Below are 24,150 nucleotides of genomic sequence, written 5' to 3'. Positions count from 1 at the left end.
GAATGATATTCTTGTCCGATTGTTCGCCAGCCGGAGCCGCTTCTTCGTTTCCTTTAAGATCTGCGTTTGCTTCAGTTTCAGGGTCCGCCGCCGAAAACGTCGGCGGCCTTGAGATATTTGACTGTCCATCCTGACGAGGATCGGCATGTCGGTCCATTGACGAACAAATTCGTTATCGTAACAGGTTTTCCCGCATTATTACGTTTGCGAAACCCGCAACGCCAACGCTTTTCGGCGTAGTGCCCGGCCGAACAACGATTACGTCGTCAGCCTTGGTTGCCGTGGCTGAACATTCGCAGCGATAACCGACGATCTTCGTGCCTTTCATGCGGGGCTTCGGTAAGCCAGTGAGCGTCGGGCATCTTTGCTGCGATCCAGTTCATACCCCAGCTACAACGGTCTTCGCCTGCTCGACCGAGTTGAGGTCGAATTCCATACTCTGCTGACCAGCGACCATCGGGTGTCCCGGTGAAGATCGGTGTGCGTCAGGAGGAAGGTCAGCCTTTCCTCCGAGCGCCTGATCGGGACCAACGCCGCGGATGCGAGTCGAGCAGCGATAGAATTTGGCGCATTCGGTACATTCCGGAAATGCGGTCATACTCCAGCAGCGGCATTCCGCCGCGAATTTCATAACTTGTGTGCCAACCTGTGGGTGGCCTGATCGTCGCCTCGTCATAATGCTGCTCCTTAAGTCTTCGTTTACCTTCTTCGCCAGTATGTTCCTGGCTTATGTTCTTAAGGGCAGCCGCGTGACGATCACGCGGGCCTCGTCGTGCGACATCCGAACCCAGCCTGTCCCGGGCGCGTTGGAATATATTCCTCAGGCGGGACGCCCGTCGGCACCGCGAGGGAAGCCAGGCCTCAAATTATTTCTTATAGCCAGTTCGGACCAGTTCCGTTTACTCTGGTTCCGTAAAAGTTGCGGAGAGCAAGGCCCTTTTGGCAGACACGCGGGTCCCACCTCGATGCGAAGTACCGTTGCCGAGTAAGATCGACGGCCCTCCCCCCAGCCGTATTTCATTGTCGGGCCGATCCGGGTAATGGCGATGCCCTGGCGTACATGTGCTGAGTAGGCAGTTGTGCGTATCGTTAGGAGCACAGGTGAAGCGTATAACGCGAATCATAAGCCCAGAGGTCGCGATAGACCTTTTCCCAATCACGGTTCGGATAGGCGGCTAGAGGATTTGTTATGGCTTCAAGTCCCCAGGCGTTCGTCGTCGATGCGACGAGAGCGCCAAAGCCGGCAGCAGTGATCCTTGCCATAAATTCGCGTCTAGAAATTTCTTTTTTCATATCATTCCTCGTTATTGCTCAAACTAGTTAACACTTAACGAACGTATATAGGTCACGATCGATTCGATCTCAGCCTGCGTCAGCACGCGTCTGATCGGCGATGGGTTTGCAAACCTCGCATCACCGTTCCGCTTCGTCCGCGTTTTATCATTTCGACCAGAAAGGTGTCTGGAAACACTAGAAAGAAAGGCTTGCTGGCCAGTGCCGGGCCGTCGCCACCGACGGCGTTCTTTCCGGGTGACAACCTGAGCAATTTGAGGCAAAAAGTGTCGCTCCGAGATTCGCGTCGCCCATTGCCCATATCTGCGGTCTGGCATCCGGCCGTGCCTGAACGTTTCCTCCGAGCCGACGAATGTAGGCGATGACAGACCGCAGCCATCATCGTTGAAACCATTCACCAGATCGCCCCACGGAAGCATCGGCCTCCCCGGGCCCCATTTCGTATTGTTTGGAAGAGGAAATCATCAGACGCGATCTGTAGGAACTCCGGACTCCTTATAGACGGGTTTGGTAACGAGGCCCGGGAAACGGGTTCCACGGTCCGTCCGCCCCGTGACAGCTTGAACAAACCGCGGTGTAAATGGTTTCCCCGTCCTTCGCAAACTCGCGTTCGCCAAAACGCATCGCTTGACGCGGTCTTTCGGTAGAAAATGTCCGGCAAGCGTGCTGCGTCGAAGCGAAAGTGTAGAGCGTCAGCAGGTCTATTTGATTTTCAGACAACCCAAGAACGGGCATCTGCGATCCTGCAACCGTCGATGCCGGTGAACGAAAATGCTGGACGATCCAATTTGAAAGGGTGTGATCGCCCTGAACTTTTGTAAAATTTAACTGATTTGGATCCTTATAACCCGATAGCGATAGATTCACGCCCGCATCGCCGCCAAAACTGCCGACGGTGTGACAGCCGGCGCAGCCGACCGAATTGAACTGGGCCTTGGCCTCGATCAGTTTTGGGGCACCCATTTGTGTGTCGAGAAAGATCTTCAACTCCGCTCGGTCGCTTTCATTTATCTTACGGAATGACGTTTTCCATGCTTCGTCCGTCCTTGCTGAGACTTTCGCAGGTGTGCGACATACCATTCGGCGTTGTACCCTTCAGTCCGACGTGCGAAAGGTCTGGGGCCTTCCATTCCCGTCACATTTCCGCCGGACGCAACGTGCCGCCGCGGCCGTCGAGCCGGTGACAGGCATAGCAGTCAAGCCTTTCGAATGTTTTGCGGGCATTTTCCAGTGTCGGTAGATTTGGTACATTCAACGGCGTGTGACAGGTGCCGCAGCTCGCGTAGGCGTATTTTGCCGGCAGCATCGGCTCAGTCCAAAAATGCACATTGCCGTGAGCGTCGTCTTTCTCGGTAGCCTGCCCTGCCCGCCGTGACAAGCGGTACAGCCGATCTCGGTCGGTGAATGGACGACCGGTTTGTGAGCAGCACCAACCTTCTGATCGGTTGTGATCTGCTCTCCCGAAGCCATACCGACATGACACGTAACGCAGCGGTCGGTAACTTTGAGCTGCGGATTTACGATCTGCCGAAACCGCAAATCGATCGGGCCTTCGGTAGTCTTGGCACTACCCCCTGAATGCCGTGCCAGTCTTTCATGAAGTTTTCGGACACGGCGGCGGCGGCGAGGAGAACAAACACCCCGATACTTGAAACCATCAACAAATATTTATTCTTGTTCATAGCGTCAATGGCCTCCCCAATCTGATGGTGACCAGAAAAAGTCCCAGTTCGGGCCGCGGAAATATGTGCCGATAACCGTCAGCACAATAAAGCCGCACAGGAAACAAGTGAAAAGAGCGAGTGCTCCGGCCCGCGTCGAGTTATATCTGCGGACCGCCCATATCGAATAAGCCGCGTAGATCGCCGTGAGAACTGTCCCGGGATTGATAAATGTAATGAAAAGCTGCGGAATTTCAGGGAACCACTCACGGAGCCAACCGAAATGGATCGCAAAAGCCTCGACACCGATAGAGGCCGCGAATCCGACAACGATCGACCATTTCACCAGCTTCCAGCCGCCCGGGCCGCCAAACCAAGAGCCCGTTCCTTCTTTTTCGCGGTCGAGGAACGGGATCAGCCCCAAGCCGATCACGCACAGCATCGGAATGCCGATGCCGCCCATAAATGCCGAGAACGATACGATCTCCTGCAGCCCGAGAAAATACCATGGTGCTTTTGCCGGATTCTCAGGAACGAGCGGATTTGCAAGTTCTTTTAACGGCGCATCAGAAACGAAAGCCAACCCGACGCAGATAAGTGTTGTCAGCATCAAAACGCCAAGTTCGGCGTAGAAAAGGTGGGGCATTGACGGCACCGTGTGTTCCGGGCCGCTGCCGACTGCCGCCGTTTTGCCTTTGACAATGGCCGCGAGATGGTATGTTTTCGTCGGTACGTCCGTAAAGACCGGATAAAATTCTTTGGCTTCCTCGGCCACCAGTTCATCGGCATTCGCCGGTTTTGCGAGCCCGCCGTCCTTGCGTATACGCCAGAAATGCACCGCCATCAACATGACAAGAGCTAGGGGCAAGATCATGACGTGAAGCAGATAGAATCTGATCAACGCCTCTTCGCCAACCTTGTCCGAACCCAATAATATTTCACGCTGAAAGCCGCCGATGTCGGCCCAAGCAGTGATCCCAAGTGCATCCGTGATCTCGCGAGGACTCTGGGCAATATTGGCTCCGATCGTAATTGCCCAGTAGGCGAGTTGGTCCCAGGGAAGCAGATAACCTGTAAATGACAGACCCAATGTTGTGACTAGCAACCCCCAGCCGATGAACCAGTTGAATTCCTCGGGTTTCCGGTACGATGCGGTGTAGAACGCCCTTGCCATGTGCAGTATCACGGCGACCACCATCACATTCGCGGCCCAGCGATGGATGTTCCGCATAAAGCGGCCGGTAGGTACGATAAAATGAATATCCTTGATCGATTGATAGGCTACGTCCGGATACGGTTTGTAATAGAACATCAGCAGAATGCCGGTGACCAGAGTGATAAGAAATGCCGCGGTCGTCATAATGCCAAGTCCCATCGTCGTGCTCCAACGCAGGCTCCAGAGATGGGTGCGGACTGAATGAAGATGCAAAAAGACATTGCCAAAGATAAACGACGAACGCGTGCGATCCGTCTTTGGCGGGCCGCCGCGAAACATTGCCCGATAGACGTGATTCGGGATGGCCCGCAGGTTGAGCCAAAATTCGTGTAATGCTGAATAGCCGTCTGCTGCCATAACCTACACCTTTGTTCCGGTCTTAACGTTCGCTTCCTCGTCGATCGTGAGCAACTCCCCGTTTTTTGAGACTTTCAGCCAAGGTAGCGGCTTTCGGAGCCGGCCCTTTTCTGACCGTTCCGTCTTTCTGAAACCCCGAGCCGTGGCAGGGGCAGTCAAATCCCGCGGAGCTCGTCTTAACGATGCACCCCAGATGGGTGCAAACGGTCGAGATCGCAAATACGCCCTCGGCATCGCGAAAGACCGCGACGTTTCGCCCCGGCGGAACGAACGCTTCGCCCTCCGGGAGGGTGTCAGGCAGCGCCACATTAAATTTCTTGGCAGGCGAAGCCGACACGGCTGCCTTTGGCAGCTTCAGCATTCCGAAGATCGAGAGAGCAAAGGCCGCCGCCATCGAGCCCAGGGCGGCGAGCCCCAGAAAATCCCTCCGCGGCATCGGTTCCGGATCAAAACGTGATTTCTTTTCACTTGGATGTGTCGTCATAAAGAACTCCAATTTGTTGAAAATGTGACTCTTTCCATTGAGATCGCATCGACCGGGCAGCGGATTGCAGAGCACAGCGAATGCAGCGGTCCTCGTCTTTTAGGATCGCCGAGTTTCTCCAGTCAGATCTGCGTCCTCTCCAAGTGAGGAATCTATCATTGAGTCCACATCGGTATCGAACTCAAGCCTATCGAGCGAGATCAGCTTCAGACATTCGGTTGGGCAGACGTCCGCGCAGCCGCCGCACAGTACGCACCGGCTACCGTCAAACACCGGCGTAACTCCGCAATCTAGGCAGCGTGACGCCTCGCGCATGGCCTCTTCTGGCTGTAGCCGATCTCAACGACGTTTCCGGGATGCTTGAGCCGCTCGGACGGCTCGATCATTGGCACTTCAACGCGGCGGATCGATTCGAAGCCGCGTTCACGACGGTATCGGTCAAGAACGACATGTGTTTTGACCAATTCATGTTCGAGCGTATTACCGGTCAGGTATTGATAAACGGAACGCTGCTGCCTTGCCGGACGCGACGGCGTCGATCAGCAAACGCGTTCCGTGGGCGAGATCACCGGCGACAAAGACGCCTTTGCAGGGGTCTGCAGCGTGATGGGGTCAACCTTGAGCCAGTCGCCTCGCATTCGCTCAACGTCCTGTCCGCCGTCCTCCAAAAATGAAAGGGCTGGTGCTTGGCCAACAGCGAGAAGGACGGTGTCGCAGGGAATTAATTTCTTTTCATCATCATCGTAGAGCGGTGAGAATTTTCGATCTTCGTCGTAGACCCGCAAGCATCTGCGAAACGCGACGCCGGTGACTCTGCCTTTTTCGTCGCGAACTACCTCCGTCGGTCCCCAACCGTTGCTTCGCTTAATCCCTTCTTCATCGCCCTCAACGATCTCGATCGTGTCTGCGGGCATTTCTTCTGCACCCTCAAGCGAGATCAGGTGAACGTTCGCAGTCTCGGAAAGCCTCGCAGCCGTGCGTGCAGTATCAAAAGCGATCTGGCGGACGACCGACCTTGCGACGTCATAAGCAACATTTCCGCCGCCGATTACAACGATCTCACTGCCCATACTGAGATCTTCGCCGAGCGAGACCGCCCGAAGCAGATCGACGCCTCCGATAACGCCCGGGCCATCCTCACCAGTCAAGCCAAGGCCGCGGGATGATTTGGCACCGACCGCGATGATCACCGCCGCAAAATCCTCGCGTAGCTCGGCAAAAGCAATGTCTTCACCAACTTTTACTCCGCACCTGATCTCGACGCCGAGTGCCTCGATAACGGCAATTTCTTTTTCGATCAGTTCACGAGGCAAGCGATACGCCGGAACCCCGACCGCGAGCATTCCGGCTGCAACAGGCTCGATCTCAAAGACGACCGGCTTAAATCCCAGTAGAGCCAGGTCATGAGCGGCGGAGAGTCCCGCCGGGCCAGCTCCGATGATCGCGATCTTTTGGCTATCACCTTTTTCGATCGAACTGTTGGTCGCGGATCTTAAGAGAGCCGCCATCTCCTCAGCATCTGCGGCGACGGGCGGGATAAAATTCCTGATCGAGTCCAACACTTCACTCGTCGGCCTCGCCTCCGGCCCGAAGTGGTCACATGCAAATCGCTTGAGCGCACGAATTGCGATCGGCCGGTCCTGTCCGACGAACATGCCGTCGTCATTTACTTTGGGGATTTTTCCGCGGCGACAGGCGATCTCGCAAGGGGCTCCGCAGATGCGCCCGCAGATCGAGGCAAAGGGATTGGGACCACGTGCTATTAGATATGCTTCTTCAAACCGTCCATCCGCGATCGCCCGAACATACCCGCGTGCGTCCGTATGTACCGGACACGCCACTTGGCACGAGATCAGGTTTTGATGGTAGTTCGCGTCCGGGACGTGAACATTTAGCCGCATCATAGTTTTCCTTGTCACATAATGTTTGAAACTGCTGGAATGCTATGCGGGTTGCGGTTGCCAAAATATGACTTAAGTCATATTCTGAGCAATATTTTTAGCCGCCGATCGAACTCATCGACCGCGAGGCATACTCGAATGTAGGGGAACCAATGGTATGGCCGGATGTTTTTCTTGCGACAGCAAAATGAATAAGGTCGGCGACTTCGGTTCGCGATCCGCCGCTTCTTAGCAAACGTCGTACATCATATTCTTCAGTAGAGAAAAGACACGTTCTGATGTGCCCATCGGCCGTCAGGCGAATTCGCGAACAGTCGCCGCAGAAGGCATTCGTCACCGGAGCGATCAGGCCGATCTCCCCGCTTGTGCCGTCAGCAAAGCGATACCTCCACGCTGTCTCACCTCTGCGAGACTGGTTTATAAGGACTATTGGAAAGGCCGAATTTATTTTTTCCCGGATCTCGGCAGCCGAGACGAGATGTTTTCGATCCCACATATGCCCGCTATCGAGGGGCATGAATTCGATGAATCTGACGGTTAAACTGTTTCTTCTTGCAAATCGAGCAAGGTCGACGATCTCATCGTCATTTCTGCCTCGGACAATCACGGCGTTGACCTTTATATTAGGATATCCGCCAGATCGTGCGGCCTCTATCGAGTCGAGCACGTCGGAGAGTTTATCGGAGCCCGTAATCGAACGAAATGTGCCCGGCCTTAAACTGTCCAGTGAGAATGTCACCCTGTTCAGACCACTCAATCGGAACAAGGCAGCTTTATTTGCGAAGTTGCTGCCGTTAGTGATCATCGCGAGTTCTTGAAGGCCAAGGGGTTTAAGACATGCAAGTTGAGCGATGAGCACCCCAAGGCCCTTCCTGACCATCGGTTCGCCGCCGGTTAGCCGTATCTTTTCAATCCCGAGAGAGACGAACACATCACAGAGAAAGTGTATCTCGTCGAAGGTCAAAAGATTCGGATCACTTGAGGTGCAAGGGGCCGGATCAGGATCGCAATAGAAACATCGAAAATTACAGCGATCCGTCACTGATACGCGCAGGTCTTTGATTCTTCGATTGAAGGAATCAAACAACATTTCTCGTTCTTCCGCCGCTGTTCTTCGTCATAGTCTTGACTCTACTTTTTTGGCCGTTTGCCGATCTCCTTGGCCGAAGTTCTATTCCGGTTCTTGCCCGACAACATTAAAGGTCTCACCCCGCACGGCGAGAAAACATGATCTGCGTCATACTGACGCAATCGGGTGAACGATATACTTCCTGTTTCTGACGCCGGGACCCTTACTGAAAAGCAGTGCTGCGAAATCGTGGATGAGGTGCCGTTCTAATACACTGGAAATATTGTCCGCCACGGTGGTCTATTTATGAGCCAGAACAACTAAGGTTGTTGGTGGTTTGTGACAGTTGTTGTCAACAAATGTCACAAACCACTAAATAGTAAAATTGATGTCTATTTTCGATCAGAATGTGTTATTTTAATCTTTTCTCACGACACATTTATCAACCTTCTAGAAGGGAATAATCTCGACCAGTTGGTCGCAAGATGGTTGCAGTTTTGCCTCGGCATACTCCTTCATAGGTTGTTGAATGCATGCAAAACCCCGTTTCTAACGCGTTTTGGGCGATTTTGAGAACCTATGATTAACCCTCAGGTTGGTTGGGGTGCGAGAGGGCAATCCGTTCCTGCGAGCTTATTTAGTGGGCTCTGAAAGGCTCATTTGATCAAATGATTGGTTATCGCCATCAAGTAGTGCTTTTGCCTGCAAAGCGGCAGTTTCGTCAAATTCGGTATATTCGAAGCTCGTTTGCATCTTCTTATGCCCGGCACCCCGCTGAGCGAGTTTATCGGAGTAGCCGAGACGCCCCAATCTAGTCACCCAGTCCCGACGCAAATCACGGAGCCTAAGACCGGGTAAACCTGCGGCTTCACGTACTATGTTCCACGACTTTTTAAAAGTGCTGTGGGGAAAAATTAGATTATCGAGTTCGGCCGCATTCTGTGATATTAATTTCCGTCTGCTTAGGTCGTTCCAAAGTTCCTCGAAGGCCCTTTTCATTCTCTCCGTGACTACGGCATACCTCACCTCGCCAATTCGCACCTTCCTCGCTTCCTCGAGGATTACCTTTTCCTGACCTGAGGTTACGGTGACGGTTCTTCGATTTTCCAGCCCCTTTTGGATAAAGTCCTCAAAATCCGGAAGCTCCTTTAACCATTTCTTCTTCCAAGCTTTCCGCATCATGGCGCGAATTGATTCAAAGTCCCGGTTTATTGTAGTAATGCTAACCCCCGTCTTTTATCCGCTTCTTGCGAAAGGTTCGAAATGTCGATTCATCGATTTCCGAAATGAGAACCTTCTTCCCGATTCCAGTAACAATTCGATCAATCTTGTTTTGCTCATGCTCCCAAGTCCTCATTCCTTCGATCTTTATACCGTTAACATAGACGGGCGAAATCACGAACTCTTTCTTGTACCATTCGGCAAGCTCACCAAAGCCATTTTTCGGCCATCTATAAAGGCCTGTCCTCTATTCTCAAACTCACGTTTGAGTTCCTCGCCAAGTTGCTCAGCATGTGTTATGTTATCGGCTCGGCGGTAAATGGGCTTAACTGAACCGTCCTCTTTTTTACAAACACCCTGGCATAGAGATAGCCAGAAGGAGATTTCCATGCGTATGAGCCGTATCGTTTGCGTTTCTTCTTTTTGGGATTTTCGGACGTCGCGGCCATTTATCTATTTATTTATCTATTTGAGTTCGGAATCGATAAATAGTTTAGTCCGAATACTAGCGAAAAGACAAGCAAACTACGGGCTAATCAACCTTTAAGTCCGAGCAGAAGTTCCGTCAGAACCGGCTTTTAACCACTGGGTCGCAGGTTCGAGTCCTGCTCGGATCACCAATTATTACGAAAAGCTATTGATTTTTAAGGCATCCGCTCGGGATGCCTTTTGCTTTTTCTGAGATCGGTTGGTTGAGGCGTCGGCTTTAGCTGCAAAACATCACCCAATGATCTTCGGGCTGCCCCTCCCAAGGATCTCATTTTATGTGATTGCTCAATCTAATGAGGCTCCGGAGTAAACTCCAGCTATGAGTTTCTACCCGTCACCGCTAAAGCGGAAGGTTCATCTACTGACACAACCGAACATCTGATGTGTTGGCTACAAAATAGTCATTTTCTATTGACGGAAATGCGAAAAGCAGGCTAAACTTGGCAGATATTTTTGTCGAAAATTTTCGGTTGGTTAGTTTCATGAGACGTATGGTCTTTTGCTTTTCTGTATAGATTCCTTCTGTTTTGGCAATTCACCATTTTATCTTGGTTTTAGATTGAAGTTCTGGTAGGAGCGTCCTTTTATTATGTTCTCTTCAAAGTCAGTTCGAGTAAGGTTATTTGTGCCTATTGCCCTTCTCTTTCTAGCCGTTGGTTCTCTCGCGTGGAAGGGCAATGCAGTTTTAGCTAGCTTAAAGGACACGATCTTTCGATCTGCCCAGACTGATCCTTTGACCAAAGCAGGTTCGGACTCGGCTGAGAAAAATCCTACTGTTCTTAATGAAGCATCGCTTGGCGGGCCATACAGCGACTTCGCTCCTACCCAACCGTTTGTTGCGACAACGCTATTTAATAATATTCTTCCAGGCGATATACCGAGCAACTCTTTCGTTCCAAACGTTGGTCCGGTCACTGGGGGTGTCAATCCCGCGTTCAATGGCATGTTTCGTGCGGCGATGCCTTTTGTACCCACCGCGAGCGGAACAGCGAGGATCGTCAGTGTTTGGACTCAGTGCGTCAGTAACGGAAACGCATGTCTTGGTGCTGGCGATGCAACTATTCAGTTTCAAGGCGACAACAATGGCCAGCCAAACGGCATCACGCTCGGATCGACGAGTTTCTCGTCTCCAGTCTCAACCGGAGCGAGCCCTGGGTGTTCCGCCGTACAAGGTAATCCCGTCCTGACGGCAGGTACGAAGTATTGGGCAGTCATGAGTTCGAATCAGTGGGCCGTATGGCTGAAACAGCCGGGATCTCCGGTCGATACGAACAAATTCAGCAAAGATGGTGGCCCATGGACAAACGATACTGTCGCTAATCTCTCGCTAAGAATCGAAGATGATCCTACGTGTTCAGCCCTGGCTCAAGCGAATCCGGTCCCGCCCAATCCAGTTGGCGATATCATTGTAGCTCCCGGCCAATCGAACGCCGATACGATCACTATCCAGAGCGTCGGAACTGCTTCGCTAATCATTACTGGGGCGAACTTCACGGGTGTAGATACCGCTCCGTTCAGGCTTCTTCAGACCCCTACTTCACCGCCGCAATTGGTACAGCCCTACAGCTTTCCAAAGATAATTGGATTTGGAGCAACTACTTTCCTTTATGTTGCATGCACTGGGCCGGCTACGGAAGGAGTCTACACGGCAGCTCTAACCGTGACTACGAACAGTCCTACTCAGCCGAACATGAGCTGGCCGGTGAGATGTATAGTTGACTCTACGCCACCCACGATTTACTTTAACGCTACGCCGGACGGTACGAATGGATGGTTCAAAACAAAACCAGCGCCCATAGGAGTTAACACTACCGATCTACCGGCTGGAGGATTGGTCAAGAACATCACGTGTACTTTGAACGGAAGTCCGCTGCTTAATGTATCCGCCGGGGCGACCACTGCCAATATCAATGTTGAGGGCACGAATACTCTTAGCTGTACGGCAACAGACCTCGCCAACAATGTGGGCGGCCCCACCAGTTTGACGGTCAAGGTCGATAGTGTTGCCCCTGCGATAGCGGGGAGTGTAAGTCCACCCCCAACCGCGCAAGGTTGGAATTCCACTGACGTGACCGTTGGGTTTTCTTGTTCCGATGCTGCTCCGTCCTCTGGCTTGGCAACGAACTCGATAGTGACTCCCGTATCAAGCACGGCCGAAACGGCGGGTTCCAATGTGTTAAGTAGCGGATCATGCGTTGATAATGCCGGTAATTCGGCCGCGCAAGGCTCTGTCCTCGTGAAGATCGACAAAACAGCTCCGGTCATCACGCCTGCGATCTCGCCTCTGCCAAATGCCGCAGGTTGGAACAATTCTGACGTTACGGTCGATTTTTCATGTGCAGATGTCGGTGCCGTCCAATCAGGAGTGTTGACCAACACCTTGACTAACGCTTCGGTGACAGCGAACACGCCTTTCGCAGGCACTTCGGTGTCAAACGGCGGAACATGTACTGACGCGGCGGCGAATAGCGCTATTCAGGCAAGCGCCACGGTAAAACTCGACAAGACGCTTCCTACAGCCTCCATAATATCGGCTCCACCGGCTTTCACAGCTAATCGTAGTGCTTCGTTTACATTTAGCGGTTCCGATACCCTCAGCGGCGTGTCTGGTCTTGAGTGCAGTTTGGATAATGCGTCCTTTGCACCGTGCTCGAGCCCAGCAGACTATATAAATTTGAGTGTCGGAAATCATGACTTTAAGGTCAGGTCGGTCGATATTGCAGGAAACACCGGTTCACCCGTAAACGCAGTGTGGACGATCCTTGGGCCTCCGACGATCGCGAAAGCTTTTGGTACTTCCTCAATTCCTGCGGGTGGAAATACGACAGTTACCCTAACGCTATCCAATCCAAATGCTACAAACCTGACAGGAGCATCATTTAGTGACAATTTGGTCGGCATGAGCGCTGCAGGCGGTCCGGTTACGGGCACTTGTGTGGGTACGACGCCATCGAGTATTTTGGCCGGGGCAACATCGCTAAGTTTTGGCGGAATTACGATACCGCCGGCGGGCTGCACCGTTATCTTCGATATTACAAGTTCGACAGGTGGAAATCGGACAAATACTACATCGGGCGTTGCAACCGCTGAAACGCCCGTTGCTGGAAACGTCAGCAATACAGCGACGCTAACCGTGGTTGCACCGCCGGTCATCGCGAAAGCTTTCACGCCGACGTTCATATCGCCGGGCGGGAATTCGACGCTTACATTTACTATCACTAATCCGGCGGCTAACACGGTTCCGCTGACGGGGGTTTCATTCACGGATAATTTCCCGGCCGGCATGCTCGTTGCGGCGACTCCGGCGCTTAGCGTTAACAATTGCGGCGGCGGCAGTGTAACAGGTGCGACCAACGGTTCGAATACTGTATCGCTAGCAAGCGCCACGGTCGCGGTCGGTACGCCATGTACGATCTCAGTTGATGTTACCGCCGCGACGGGCGGCCTCAATTCGGTACAGGTCAGTTCGACGAACGGCGGCACCGGCAATACAGCAACGGCCACTCTGTCGACCTGCGTCGCTCCACCGGCGAATATGTTGGCGTGGTATTCGGGTGACAACACACCTCGCGATATCGCGGGTGGCAATGACGGCACTCTGACGGGTGGCGTTACGTATGCGGCGGGCAAGGTCGGCCAGTCCTTCAACTTCAACGGCACGAACTCGGTGACAGTCGGAAGCCCGACGCCGCTCAAACTCACAAACAGCGTGACAGTGGACGCCTGGGTTAGGCCGACAGCATTGCCTGGGGCTGGACAGTTGATGGGCGTTGCGACCAAATGGGTACAGAATTTCGGGGTAGGAAATAATACCGATTCGTTCGCATTGTGGCTCCAGAATAATGGCGGAACGTTACAAGTCTTCAGTGGCGTTCACCTTGCCAGCGGTGCCGAGCCGATCCTGACTGGCGGAACCGTCCCGCTAAATACCTGGTCACACGTTGCGATGACCTATAGCCATACAACGGGTGTCTTTACGATCTACGTGAACGGTGTTTCGGTTGGAACCACGACCAATGCTCCACAGGGCATCATCGGCAAGGATTCGCCGATAGCGATCGGACGCGAACAGTCCGGACAGACGCGTTTCTTTACGGGCCAGATCGATGAGGTTGAAATATTTGACCGTGCATTGACCCAGCCTGAGATCCAGTCGATCTTCAACGCGGATGCTGGGGGCAAGTGCAAACCGTCTGATCTTCGTGTCAGTAAGACACATACGGGTGACTTTGGACAGGGCGCAACGCACACCTACACGGTGACCGCAATTAATGATGGCCCGGCTACGACGAGTGGTACGACGACGATGACCGACACGCTTCCCGCTGGACTGACCCCGACAGGGGCGACAGGTACAGGCTGGAACTGCAACGTAGCGGCTCCGACGGTTACATGTACCAGCACGGATGCGATCCCTGCGGGAGGAACATTCCCACCGATCACCTTGACGGTCTCGGTCGGATTGAATTCGCCCCTATCATTAACGAACACCGCAACCGTTTCAGGCGGCGGCGAGATGGACATCTCGGATGACTCCGCCTCCGACCCGACCATCGTGATACCTCAGACGGAAGTTGTGATCTCGGGTGGAAACGTTACCATAACCGACACCCTCGGCGGCACTTCGACCGACAACATCGTGATCTCATGTACGACGGCGCCCGATACGGTGGTTTTCAGCGACCCGGCCAACGGCCTAAGTCAGAGTATACTTTTGAGTGCGATCACCGGCAGCATCACCATCAATACGAATGGCGGGAACGATACGTTGACGCTCGATCTTACGGGCTGTAGCTTTATTCCCCTCGGAGGCGTGTTCTTCAACGGTGGCGGGCAATCCGGTTCACCGGGCGACAAACTGAATATTATTGGCGGTTCGACGACAACGCAGACGTTTAACTTCACCAACGAACACGACGGCAACGTCGTCCTCGCCGGTGAGCGCTCTGGAACGATCAACTATACGGGCCTTGAGCCGGTGAGTTCGACCATCACGGCGGCGAATGTCATTTTGAATTACAGTACGACAACGGAAACGATCACGGTTTCGCAGGACGCGGGAACGCCCGCGCAGACACTGGTCGATTCCAACGTCGGCGGCGAATCGGTCTCGTTCGTTAACCCGACCAGTTCGCTCCAGATCAACGGCGGTGATACGGGTGACGATACTATCAATGTAAATGGTTTCGGCACGAGCGGCGGCGGATTTACCGCCGGGCTGGCCATCAACGGCGGTACTGGAAACGATACGGTCAACCTCAACGCCGACATTAATTTTGCGTCGGGCAATAGCTTGGATGTAGATCTTCAGAACGATCTCCTGCCAGCGCTCACATCGCCGGGTTCCGACAGAATAGTCTTCGGCGCAGGAGCAAATCTAATTCTTACCGGCTCGGGCACGGCGTCGCTTGCAGCCAGCCGCGATATTGTTTTCCAGAACGGCTCGAGTGTCGTTACGCAACACGGAAATCTGAGCGTGATGGCTAATCAGCAAACTTCGCCGTCGTCTGGCCATTTTTATGGCGTCTACATGATCAACGGCCGTATTCAGGCGACCGGAACCGGCATTGTGACGGTCGCCGGACGCGGCGGTAATGCTTCCGCCGATGAGGTCGGCATAACAATGGAGCAGGGAAGTGTCATCAGCGGCGGAACCACTGGAACAACCACGGTGACCGGTACCGGCGGCACAGCGACGGGTAACGTTAACCACGGACTACAAGTTATCGGTGCGGGAACGATCATCACATCCGCGGGAAGCAATGTCACGGTAACAGGAACGGGCGGTGGAGGAAGCGGTGCAAGCAGCTCTAATCGGGGCGTTTACGTAAACAACGGCGGAACGATAAGTGCGGGAAGCAGCGGCACCGTCACTGTTACGGGTACTGGCGGTAACAGTGATACGGGCGGGTTCAACTACGGTGTTCGCCTTAATGCGGCGAACAGCACCATAACGTCGAGCGGTGGAAATGTCGCGGTTACAGGAACAGGCGGAACGAGCACAGTGTCCAATAATGATGGAGTGGTGCTGGCCACCGGCACCCAGATAACGGCCGGCGGAAACGGCACCGTATCTGTAACAGGAAACGCCGGTCCGGCATTCTCGATCGGGTTATTCGTGGGAGGCGGTTCGATCACCTCAGGAGGTGGTAATATCACGGCAAATGGCACCGGGTTTGGTGAAGCCGGTATCGGCGTCCTGATGTCGACCTCAGGATCTATCGCTGGCGTCGGTGCCGCAAGCGTTACGGTCACCGGCGATTCGGGCACCGATCCGATTTCTGACTGGGGACTTAGAATTCAACAGGGGGCTTCGATCACATCGGTCAACGGCAACATCGGGATCAATGCTAAGAATCCGGTCACGTCGCCGCACCGAGCCTTTAGCCTATCGACAGTGGGCGGTATCGGTGCGAAAGTCGAAACTACTGGCAACGGTTCGATCACGGTGACTTCCAATACGATCGAGATCGACACCGTCGTTCCGGGTGTAACGATGAGCGCCGGAGCCAATTCGGTTAACTTGCGGCAGCGAACGAACAATACGCCTATCGATCTCGGAGCGAACGATACCGTTCCAACTACCCTTCAGCTTTCAGACGCGGAACTCGACCGCATAACGGCCGGTACTGTTACGATCGGCGACGCTAACAGCGGCGCGATTGCCGTAACCGGCATCATCAGCCCCTTGAACTATAAGACGCTCAGCGCTCAAAAAGGCGTTGCGTTCACATCGACCGGCGGGTTCGATTCCGAGGTTACATCGCTGGCTGTCTTTGAGAAAATGCAGGCTGCGGGAGCGGTTACGATCGATGCGGCAGCAACGCTCACGGCAACGGCTATCGGCGGTTTTGTTCCGGTCAACGGCAATTCGTTTACCATGATCGAGAACACGACCGGTACTGGAACGACGGGAACATTTGCAGGTAAACCCGAAGGTTCCAGTTTGACGCTTGGCGGCGTAAGCTCATTTATCACGTATGTCGGCGGTACCGGCAGCAATGACGTCATCATCGGTGTTGACACTGCGGCACCAAAAGTGACCAGCACGGTACCGACCGCGGCGGCAACCGGCGTTCCGACCAACTCGAACATAACCATCAATTTCAATGAAAAGGTAAATATTGGAGCGGGCGGCATTACGCTCACATGCGGCGGTGTTCAAACATTTGCACCGACGCTGCCGCAGAACGGAGTCACGTCGATCGTCGTTGATCCGACCAACGTGTTGCCAGCCGGATTGGTTTGTACGGTCACAGGTGTTTCTGCCAACGTTACCGACCTTGCCGGAAACCAGCTTGACGGCGATGGCAACGGTACCGCCGGGCCGAACTTCGCGCTCACTTTCACGACGCTATGTACGAACCCGACCGTGGTCACTACGAATGCCGACAGCGGAGCGGGCAGCCTGCGTGATTCAGTCCTCAACGCATGTCCGGGCAGTACGGTCACGTTTGCACCGGCAGTGACGGCTATCTCGCTCACTTCTGGACAGATCGTGATCGACAAGAACTTGATAATTCAGGGGCCGGGAGCGAATTTGCTGACCGTTCAAAACACGGCGGCACCGAATGCGGACAGCCGTGTGTTCCAGGTAAACAGCGGCGTTACGGCGACTATTAGCGGCTTGACAATAACCGGCGGAAATCCAACGGATCTCGGCGGCGGCGTTTACAATCTTGGCAGCCTTACCCTGGCTCAGAGTCGTGTAGTTGGAAACACAGCCGTAAGAGGCGGGGGTATTCGAAACAATGGCGACCTAACTGTTATCGAGAGCCTGATCTCAAATAATACGGGCACCTATGCCTCCGGAGGCGGAGGCGGTATCGGTAATTTTGGCCCCGCATTAACTGTTATTAATTCGACGATCTCCGGCAACCAGGTACCAAACGGCAACAACAACGGTGGCGGAATAAGATCGGATAATAACAGCGTGGTGACTATAACCGGTTCGACCATCACGGACAATGATGCAGCCGGTGCAGCGAGCGGCGGAGGCATTTATCGGGCGACCGGCACGGTTACGGTCCGCGGTTCCATCATTGCCGCCAATAGAAATAACTCTACGATCCCCGATGTCGGCGGAGCGTTTACATCACAGGGCTACAACCTGATCGGAAATGTGGGAACGGCGACGGGCTTTACCAACGGCGTCAACAATGACCAGGTCGGCTCCATCGCATCGCCGCTCAATCCGCAACTCGCACCGCTTGCAAACAACGGCGGGCCGACGCAGACGCATGCTTTGTGTACTTCCGCGGGAGTTCCGGATGCTTCGTGCGGAGCGATCAGTCCGGCGATCGATAAGGGCAAGGACTTTGCACTTACTGGCTTTGACCAGCGTGGCAGCGGGCCGAACTTTGTGCGGCCGTTCGACATTGGGCCGATCGCAAATGCGGCGGGCGGCGACGGCAGTGATATCGGTGCGTTCGAACTCAACAATACGCCGCCGACGATCACGCCGGTGGTGGGGCTCTTGCGACAGCGCGGAACGGCGGTGTCGAATTCGACGATAGCTACAGTTGGAGATGTTGAGACGCTACCGGGCAGTCTGTCGGTGACGATCAATATGGCTGCAAGTGCGATGTCGAATGGAGTGACGGTCTCGAATATCGTCAATACGAACGGCACAATAACGGCGAATATCGTTGCCGACTGTACCGCAACACCCGCGACCTTCACACTGGAAGTTACGGATGGCGGCGGACTGACCACGAGTACGCCGTTTACCGTCGGGATCATATCGAACACGCCGCCTGCAGTTACATACAACCTGCCGCCAGCGGTCGTCTTCGGCCAATCCACAACGGTCAGCCCGGCAACGGCGGCGGATAATGGATCGATCACCGGGTTTGCGATCCAGAGCGTCATGCCGCCGCTGAGTACGGCTCCGACGGTCAATGGTTCTGGTGTCGTTTCGATCACGAACGCCCAGCCGGTAGGAAATCACATCATCACGGTCCGCTCGACCGACAACTGCGGAGCGGTGACGGATTCGTCATTCACTCTTGTAGTCAACAAAGCGGGCACAACCACCACGATCATCTCCGACACGCCGGATCCAAGTGTTGTGGGCCAGAACTACACAGTGACGATCGCGGTCGCACCGGTGGCACCTGGAGCCGGAACGCCGACCGGTAACGTCACAGTAGGTGACGGCTCAAGCATCTGCGTTGCGATCCTGCCGGCGACAAGCTGCCAGCTCGCGAGCACATCGGCCGGGCCGAAGACTCTGACGGCGACCTATTCGGGCGATACTAACTTTAACGGAAGCACCGCAGCGACGGCACCTCATCAGGTGGACCCGGCGCAGACGGCAACGACGGTGCAGACTTTGATCAATGCACCGAATTATGGTTCGACATTGACGGCGACGGCGACGATAACGGCGGTGGCCCCGGGAGCGGGAACGCCGCAGGGGACGGTTAACTTCAATGACGGAGGCAATCCTATTGCGGGCTGTCAGAATGTAGCGGTGACGGCACTGGGCTCGGCGGTCTGTACGACGAACCAGCTGCCGGCGGGAGTGGGCAAGGTCATCCAGGCAGTGTACTCGGGCAACGCGAACTTCAACGGTTCGAACGGCTCGACGACCCAGACGATCGGCAAGGCACCGCTCAATGTCGCGGCCTCATCGGCGGCGGTCACATACGGCGATGCGGCACCGGCGATCACGGCAGCGATCACGGGCTTCGTGCTTGGTGAAACGACGGCCAACCTGACGACCCAGCCGACGTGCTCGACGACGTATGTCCAGGGCTCGCCGGTCTCAGGCTCGCAGTATCCGGCAACGTGTACGGGAGCTGTTTCGAACAACTACAGCTTCAACTACATCGGCGGCAACGTGACAGTCAACAAGAAAGGCCTGACGGTAACGGCGGATAATAAGAGCCGTGCCTACGGAGCCGCGAACCCCACGCTGACGGCAACCTTCACGGGCTTTGTCCTCGGTCAGAACCTTGGAACAAGCGATGTGACCGGAAGCCCGCTGCTGTCAACGACGGCGACGCCATCGAGCCCGGTCGCGGGCAGCCCGTATGCCATCACGGCAGCCCTGGGCACGCTTCAATCAGGGAACTACGCCTTCACAACATTCACGAACGGCACACTGACGATCACCCAATCCCAACTGACGGTGACGGCGAATGACCAGACGAGAGTGTTTGGAGCCGCTAACCCGGCCCTGACATTCCAGATCACGGGCTTCCAGAATGGAGAGACGCTTGGTACAAGCGGAGTGACGGGAACACCGAACATCTCGACCTCGGCAACCAGCACATCGGGTCCGGGAGCGTACCCGATCACAGCGGCACAGGGAACCTTAACGGCCCCGAACTACACGTTCGCGACAGTCAACGGAACCCTGACGGTGACGCAGGCGGCAACGACGACAACGATCACGAACGCCTCGGCCCTCGGAAACTCGACGGTGGTCGGACAGAACTACCCGGTCAACTGGACAACGAGTCCGGTCGCCCCGGGAGCGGGAACACCGACGGGTAATGTGACAGTGAGCGACGGTACGGGCAACACCTGTACGGCAGCGGTCGCGGCCGGCACATGCAGCCTGGCCTCGACACTCGGTCCGAAGACCATCACGGCGACCTACGCCGGCGATGCGAACTTTGGAGCGAGCACGTCACAGGCAGTCCAGCACAATGTGGTGATCGGCCTGACGGGCAACGTCAAGCAGTTCATCGCCTTCGGCACGAACACGAACCTCGCGGGCGTAACAATGACCCTGCTGAACACCGCAACGCAGCAGGCCACAACGACAACAACTGACGCAAACGGCAACTACTCATTCGGAGTAACGCAGACCGGCGGCAGCTATACCATCACCCCAAGCGGCCTCGGCAAGGCGTTTGAGGCGACAAGCAGAACGTACACCAACGTGGCCGGCAATATCACGGGCGGGGACTTCATCGCCTACGATGTACCGGGCCCGAACGCGATACCGAGAACGGCGAGGGTGGTGAGCCAGATAGCAACGCAGGGACAGCCTGTAACTGTTCCGGTGCTGATGACGACGACGGGTGTTGAGACCAGGGTCGCCTTTACGGTGGAATATCCGGTAACGGCACTGGGCATCCCGACGGTGACATGCGGCACGGGAGCAGTGAACTGCACACTGGCCGTCAACAACTCGCTGCAAGGCAAGGTCGGCATCACGATCACTCCGACGGCGGCACTACCGGCCGGAACAAGAGAACTCGTGAAGATCACCTTCCCGACGTTCCAAAGCCCGGCGACGAGTGCCCAGATCAGATTCGGCGACTTCCCAACTCAAAGGGACGTGAGAAACTCTGAGAACAACCCGCTGCCGATGCTGTACTGGACGGACGGGCTGGTCTCGTTCACGGGCGGAACACTGCTCGACGGAGCGACCATCTCGGGAAGAGTAACAACCGCCGCAGGCCAGGGCCTGAGAAACGCGACGGTCACGATCATCGACACGGCAGGCACCCGGCGAACAACGGTAACCAGCTCATTCGGAGCCTACCAGTTCGAAGGCCTCGAAACAGGCCGCGACTACCTGCTGACAGTCACCAGCAAACGATACAGATTCGCAACGCGAACGGTCAACCTCACGGAAAACCTCAGCGACGTGAACCTGGTCGGCCTGGAATAGGCGATCAACCGATCACAACTAAAAAGGCGGGCCCTACGGCCCGCCTTTTTTTATAAACTCCCTAGACGTTTAGAGCTCTTTGTTTTTAGCGAAACTAACCGTAACATAGGTATCCAACCCTCGACGATCGCAGCAGTTATGTGAACTATGAAGATTATGAAAAGTGGGCGTCGCATTTCGATTTTGTGGGCCGTAATAAGCTGTTTGGTTTTCCAAATAACTCCTCTGCTTAGCCAGAGTTCTGCCCCGCTCTACAAGGATCCAAAACAGCCGCTTGAAAAGCGGGTTGATGATCTGGTTTCGCGTATGACGCTCGAGGAGAAGTCCTCGCAAATGGTGAACAACGCACCGGCAATCGAACGTCTCGGCATACCGGCTTACGAATGGTGGAATGAAGCGCTGCACGGAGTAGCTCGTGCCGGCATTGCGACAGTTTTTCCACAAGCCATCGGATTGGCGGCGACTTGGAATGAAAAACTAATATACGATGTTGCCGATGTCGTTTCCACTGAAGCTAGGGCGAAACACCACGAAGCTGTCAGGAATAACGATTTTGGCCGCTACAATGGTCTGACATTCTGGAGTCCGAATATTAACATTTTTCGGGATCCTCGCTGGGGACGCGGACAGGAGACATGGGGCGAGGATCCGTTTCTGACGGGTAAACTCGGAACTGCGTTTGTTAGAGGCCTGCAGGGAAGTGATCCAAAATACTACAAGGTGATCGCGACTGCCAAGCATTATGCGGTTCACAGTGGTCCTGAGCCTGATCGGCACACGTTTGACGCGATCGCGAGCGAACGTGATCTGCGTGAAACCTACCTTCCAGCTTTCCGAGAACTAGTAACCCAGGCCAAAGTTGCTGGCATTATGTGTGCGTACAATCGGCTGAATGGACAACCCGCCTGTGCGAGCGATAAGCTGCGAGACATCCTGCTGAAAGAATGGAAATTCAAGGGCCATGTCGTCTCTGATTGCGGTGCGATCGACGATATCTATATCCGGCACAAATATGTTCCCACCGTTGAAGAGGCGTCGGCTCTCGGAGTAAAGGGAGCAACGGATCTTTCGTGCGGCAATGAGTACAGATCTCTCGTAAAGGCGGTTAGATCCGGCCTTATAACCGAGGCAGAGGTCGATGTCTCGGTCAAAAACCTCATGCGAATGCGTTTTCAGCTCGGAATGTTCGACCCGCCCGAGATGGTGAAATATGCACAGATCGCGTTCTCGCAAAACGACACCGCGGCACATCATGCACTGTCGTTACAGGCCGCAAGAGAATCGATCGTTCTCTTGAAGAATGAGAACAATACCTTACCGTTGAAGAAAGATATAAAAACCATCGCCGTGATCGGGCCAAACGCGAACGACAAAGACGTTTTACTTGGCAATTACAACGGGCAGCCTTCAGTTTCATACACGGCTCTCGACGGCATTAAGAATAAGATTTCGCCGCAGACCAAGGTGTTGTATTCCGAGGGAATGTTTCCAACCGGTGTGATCTTTCAACCTATCGAGGAATCAGCACTTTCCAACGGTTCGATTCCTGGCCTGAAGGCAGAGTATTACAACAATGCCGAATTAAAGGGTGAGCCGGCATTGGTCAGGACAGATGCTAAGATCGACTTTAACTGGGCAGCTCAGAGCCCCGCACAGGAGGTCAGCGAGGACAATTTCTCAGTTCGGTGGACCGGCAAGCTGACCGCGACGCAGTCCGGTAAATACACTCTGGGATGGCGGAGCAACGGACCGGTCCGAATGTATATCGACGGTTCCTTGTATATAGAAGAGACGACAAACAAGCGGACTCGTAACGTACTCAAAAACTTTGATTTTACCGCTGGACGCAGCTATGACGTTCGAATTGAGTATCAGGAAAACGCGAATCATTTCGCTTCGGCTAAGCTCGTCTGGGCGGCTCCGGCAAAGCAGGCACAGCTTCGGGCTGACGCGATGGAAAAGGCAAAACAGTCAGATGCCGTTGTTATGGTGATGGGGCTTTCGCCATCGATCGAAGGCGAGGAAATGGACGTGAATATCGAAGGATTCAAGGGCGGCGACCGTACGGATATTGTTTTGCCGAAGCCGCAGGAACAGCTCATCAAAGACATTCAAGCCCTCGGAAAGCCGGTTGTTCTCGTTCTAATGGGAGGTAGTGCGATCGCAGTAAATTGGTCGAGCGAGAATACACCGGCGATACTTCAAACGTGGTATCCCGGACAATTTGGAGGAACGGCGATCGCCGATGTTCTCTTTGGCGACTATAATCCCGCCGGACGGCTTCCGGTCACATTTTATAAGTCGGTTGACCAACTCCCGCCGTTCGATGACTATAAAATGGAAGGTCACACATATCGGTATTTTCGCGGCGAGCCACTCTACCCATTCGGTTACGGTTTGAGCTATTCGAAGTTCGCCTACAGCGATCTGAAAGTGACGAAATCGTTGAAAGCCGGTTCGAATGTCAGCGTTAGCGCGGTCGTGCAAAATACTAGTACGATCGCAGGCGACGAAGTGGTGCAGCTTTACATTACCGATCGGGGGGCATCGGTTCCGGTTCCGATACGTTCTCTCGCGGGCTTTTCCAGGATCGGCCTTCGCTCGGGTGAGAAGCGAACAGTTTCATTCACGCTTACGCCCAGACAAATGTCTTTGATCGACAATGCAGGAAGACGCATCATCGAACCCGGTGATTTTGAGATCAGCATTGGAGGCAAACAGCCCGGATCGGCCGGAAATGCTGATGCCCGAACGACGGGAACAGTGTCAGGGAAGTTTACCGTTACTGGCAAGGCGATCGAATTACCGGAAAAGTAGAACATGCTCG

Annotated in this window: 16 protein-coding genes; 2 read left to right on the top strand and 14 right to left on the bottom strand. The window is 54.5% G+C overall.

Features of this window, described 5'->3' with window-relative positions; translation table 11 throughout:
- From IPG22_22710 to IPG22_22645, 14 genes are all read right to left on the bottom strand, one after another.
- A partial coding sequence (locus IPG22_22710) for a hypothetical protein (GenBank protein MBK6591082.1) occupies positions 1–157 on the bottom strand: 157 nt, incomplete at its 3' end.
- Between the two features lie 222 nt (positions 158–379).
- Complete coding sequence (locus IPG22_22705; protein ID MBK6591081.1) at positions 380–676, bottom strand: hypothetical protein; 297 nt, start codon at positions 674–676, stop codon at positions 380–382.
- A gap of 413 nt (positions 677–1,089) precedes the next feature.
- Positions 1,090–1,293 (bottom strand): hypothetical protein, encoded by a 204-nt coding sequence (locus tag IPG22_22700; protein ID MBK6591080.1) that lies wholly within the window; start codon positions 1,291–1,293, stop codon positions 1,090–1,092.
- Positions 1,294–1,316: 23 nt separating this feature from the next.
- A complete protein-coding gene (locus tag IPG22_22695) occupies positions 1,317–1,712 on the bottom strand; it encodes a hypothetical protein (GenBank protein MBK6591079.1) in 396 nt (131 codons plus the stop codon).
- A 76-nt stretch (positions 1,713–1,788) separates the two neighbouring features.
- The gene (locus IPG22_22690; GenBank protein MBK6591078.1) at positions 1,789–2,373 is read right to left on the bottom strand and encodes a hypothetical protein; all 585 of its coding nucleotides are present in this window, start codon (positions 2,371–2,373) and stop codon (positions 1,789–1,791) included.
- A gap of 55 nt (positions 2,374–2,428) precedes the next feature.
- Complete coding sequence (locus tag IPG22_22685; GenBank protein ID MBK6591077.1) at positions 2,429–2,671, bottom strand: hypothetical protein; 243 nt, start codon at positions 2,669–2,671, stop codon at positions 2,429–2,431.
- 139 nt (positions 2,672–2,810) lie between these two features.
- A complete protein-coding gene (locus IPG22_22680) occupies positions 2,811–2,975 on the bottom strand; it encodes a hypothetical protein (protein MBK6591076.1) in 165 nt (54 codons plus the stop codon).
- A 4-nt stretch (positions 2,976–2,979) separates the two neighbouring features.
- Positions 2,980–4,527 carry a cytochrome b N-terminal domain-containing protein gene (locus tag IPG22_22675; GenBank protein ID MBK6591075.1) on the bottom strand — a complete coding sequence of 516 codons (1,548 nt, stop codon included), beginning with the start codon at positions 4,525–4,527 and terminating at the stop codon, positions 2,980–2,982.
- Positions 4,528–4,549: 22 nt separating this feature from the next.
- Complete coding sequence (locus IPG22_22670; protein MBK6591074.1) at positions 4,550–5,011, bottom strand: ubiquinol-cytochrome c reductase iron-sulfur subunit; 462 nt, start codon at positions 5,009–5,011, stop codon at positions 4,550–4,552.
- A gap of 99 nt (positions 5,012–5,110) precedes the next feature.
- Positions 5,111–5,326, bottom strand: coding sequence for a 4Fe-4S binding protein (locus tag IPG22_22665; protein ID MBK6591073.1), 216 nt, complete (start codon positions 5,324–5,326; stop codon positions 5,111–5,113).
- Positions 5,302–5,475, bottom strand: coding sequence for a hypothetical protein (locus tag IPG22_22660; GenBank protein MBK6591072.1), 174 nt, complete (start codon positions 5,473–5,475; stop codon positions 5,302–5,304). The genes IPG22_22665 and IPG22_22660 overlap by 25 nt, the downstream gene beginning before the upstream one ends.
- Before the next feature lie 75 nt (positions 5,476–5,550).
- Positions 5,551–6,915: an FAD-dependent oxidoreductase gene (locus IPG22_22655; GenBank protein MBK6591071.1), complete on the bottom strand. Its 1,365-nt coding sequence runs from the start codon at positions 6,913–6,915 to the stop codon at positions 5,551–5,553.
- Positions 6,916–7,009: 94 nt separating this feature from the next.
- Positions 7,010–8,002: a GTP 3',8-cyclase MoaA gene (gene moaA / locus IPG22_22650; protein MBK6591070.1), complete on the bottom strand. Its 993-nt coding sequence runs from the start codon at positions 8,000–8,002 to the stop codon at positions 7,010–7,012.
- 612 nt (positions 8,003–8,614) lie between these two features.
- Entirely contained in the window at positions 8,615–9,160 is a 546-nt protein-coding gene (locus IPG22_22645; protein ID MBK6591069.1) for a hypothetical protein, read from the bottom strand.
- Between the two features lie 1,156 nt (positions 9,161–10,316).
- Here IPG22_22645 and IPG22_22640 point away from each other — a divergent pair.
- Together IPG22_22640 and IPG22_22635 are read left to right on the top strand one after the other, a co-directional pair.
- Positions 10,317–21,323, top strand: a complete 11,007-nt coding sequence (locus IPG22_22640; GenBank protein ID MBK6591068.1) for an Ig-like domain repeat protein — start codon at positions 10,317–10,319, stop codon at positions 21,321–21,323.
- Positions 21,324–21,479: 156 nt separating this feature from the next.
- Positions 21,480–24,140, top strand: coding sequence for a glycoside hydrolase family 3 C-terminal domain-containing protein (locus IPG22_22635; protein ID MBK6591067.1), 2,661 nt, complete (start codon positions 21,480–21,482; stop codon positions 24,138–24,140).
- The last annotated feature ends 10 nt before the right edge of the window (positions 24,141–24,150 follow it).

The sequence above is a fragment of the Acidobacteriota bacterium genome (assembly GCA_016703965.1).
In the GTDB taxonomy this organism is placed as follows: Bacteria; Acidobacteriota; Blastocatellia; order Pyrinomonadales; family Pyrinomonadaceae; genus OLB17.
The sequence above is the reverse complement of the archived record's forward strand: the minus strand, read 5'-3'. Positions and strand labels throughout refer to the sequence as shown.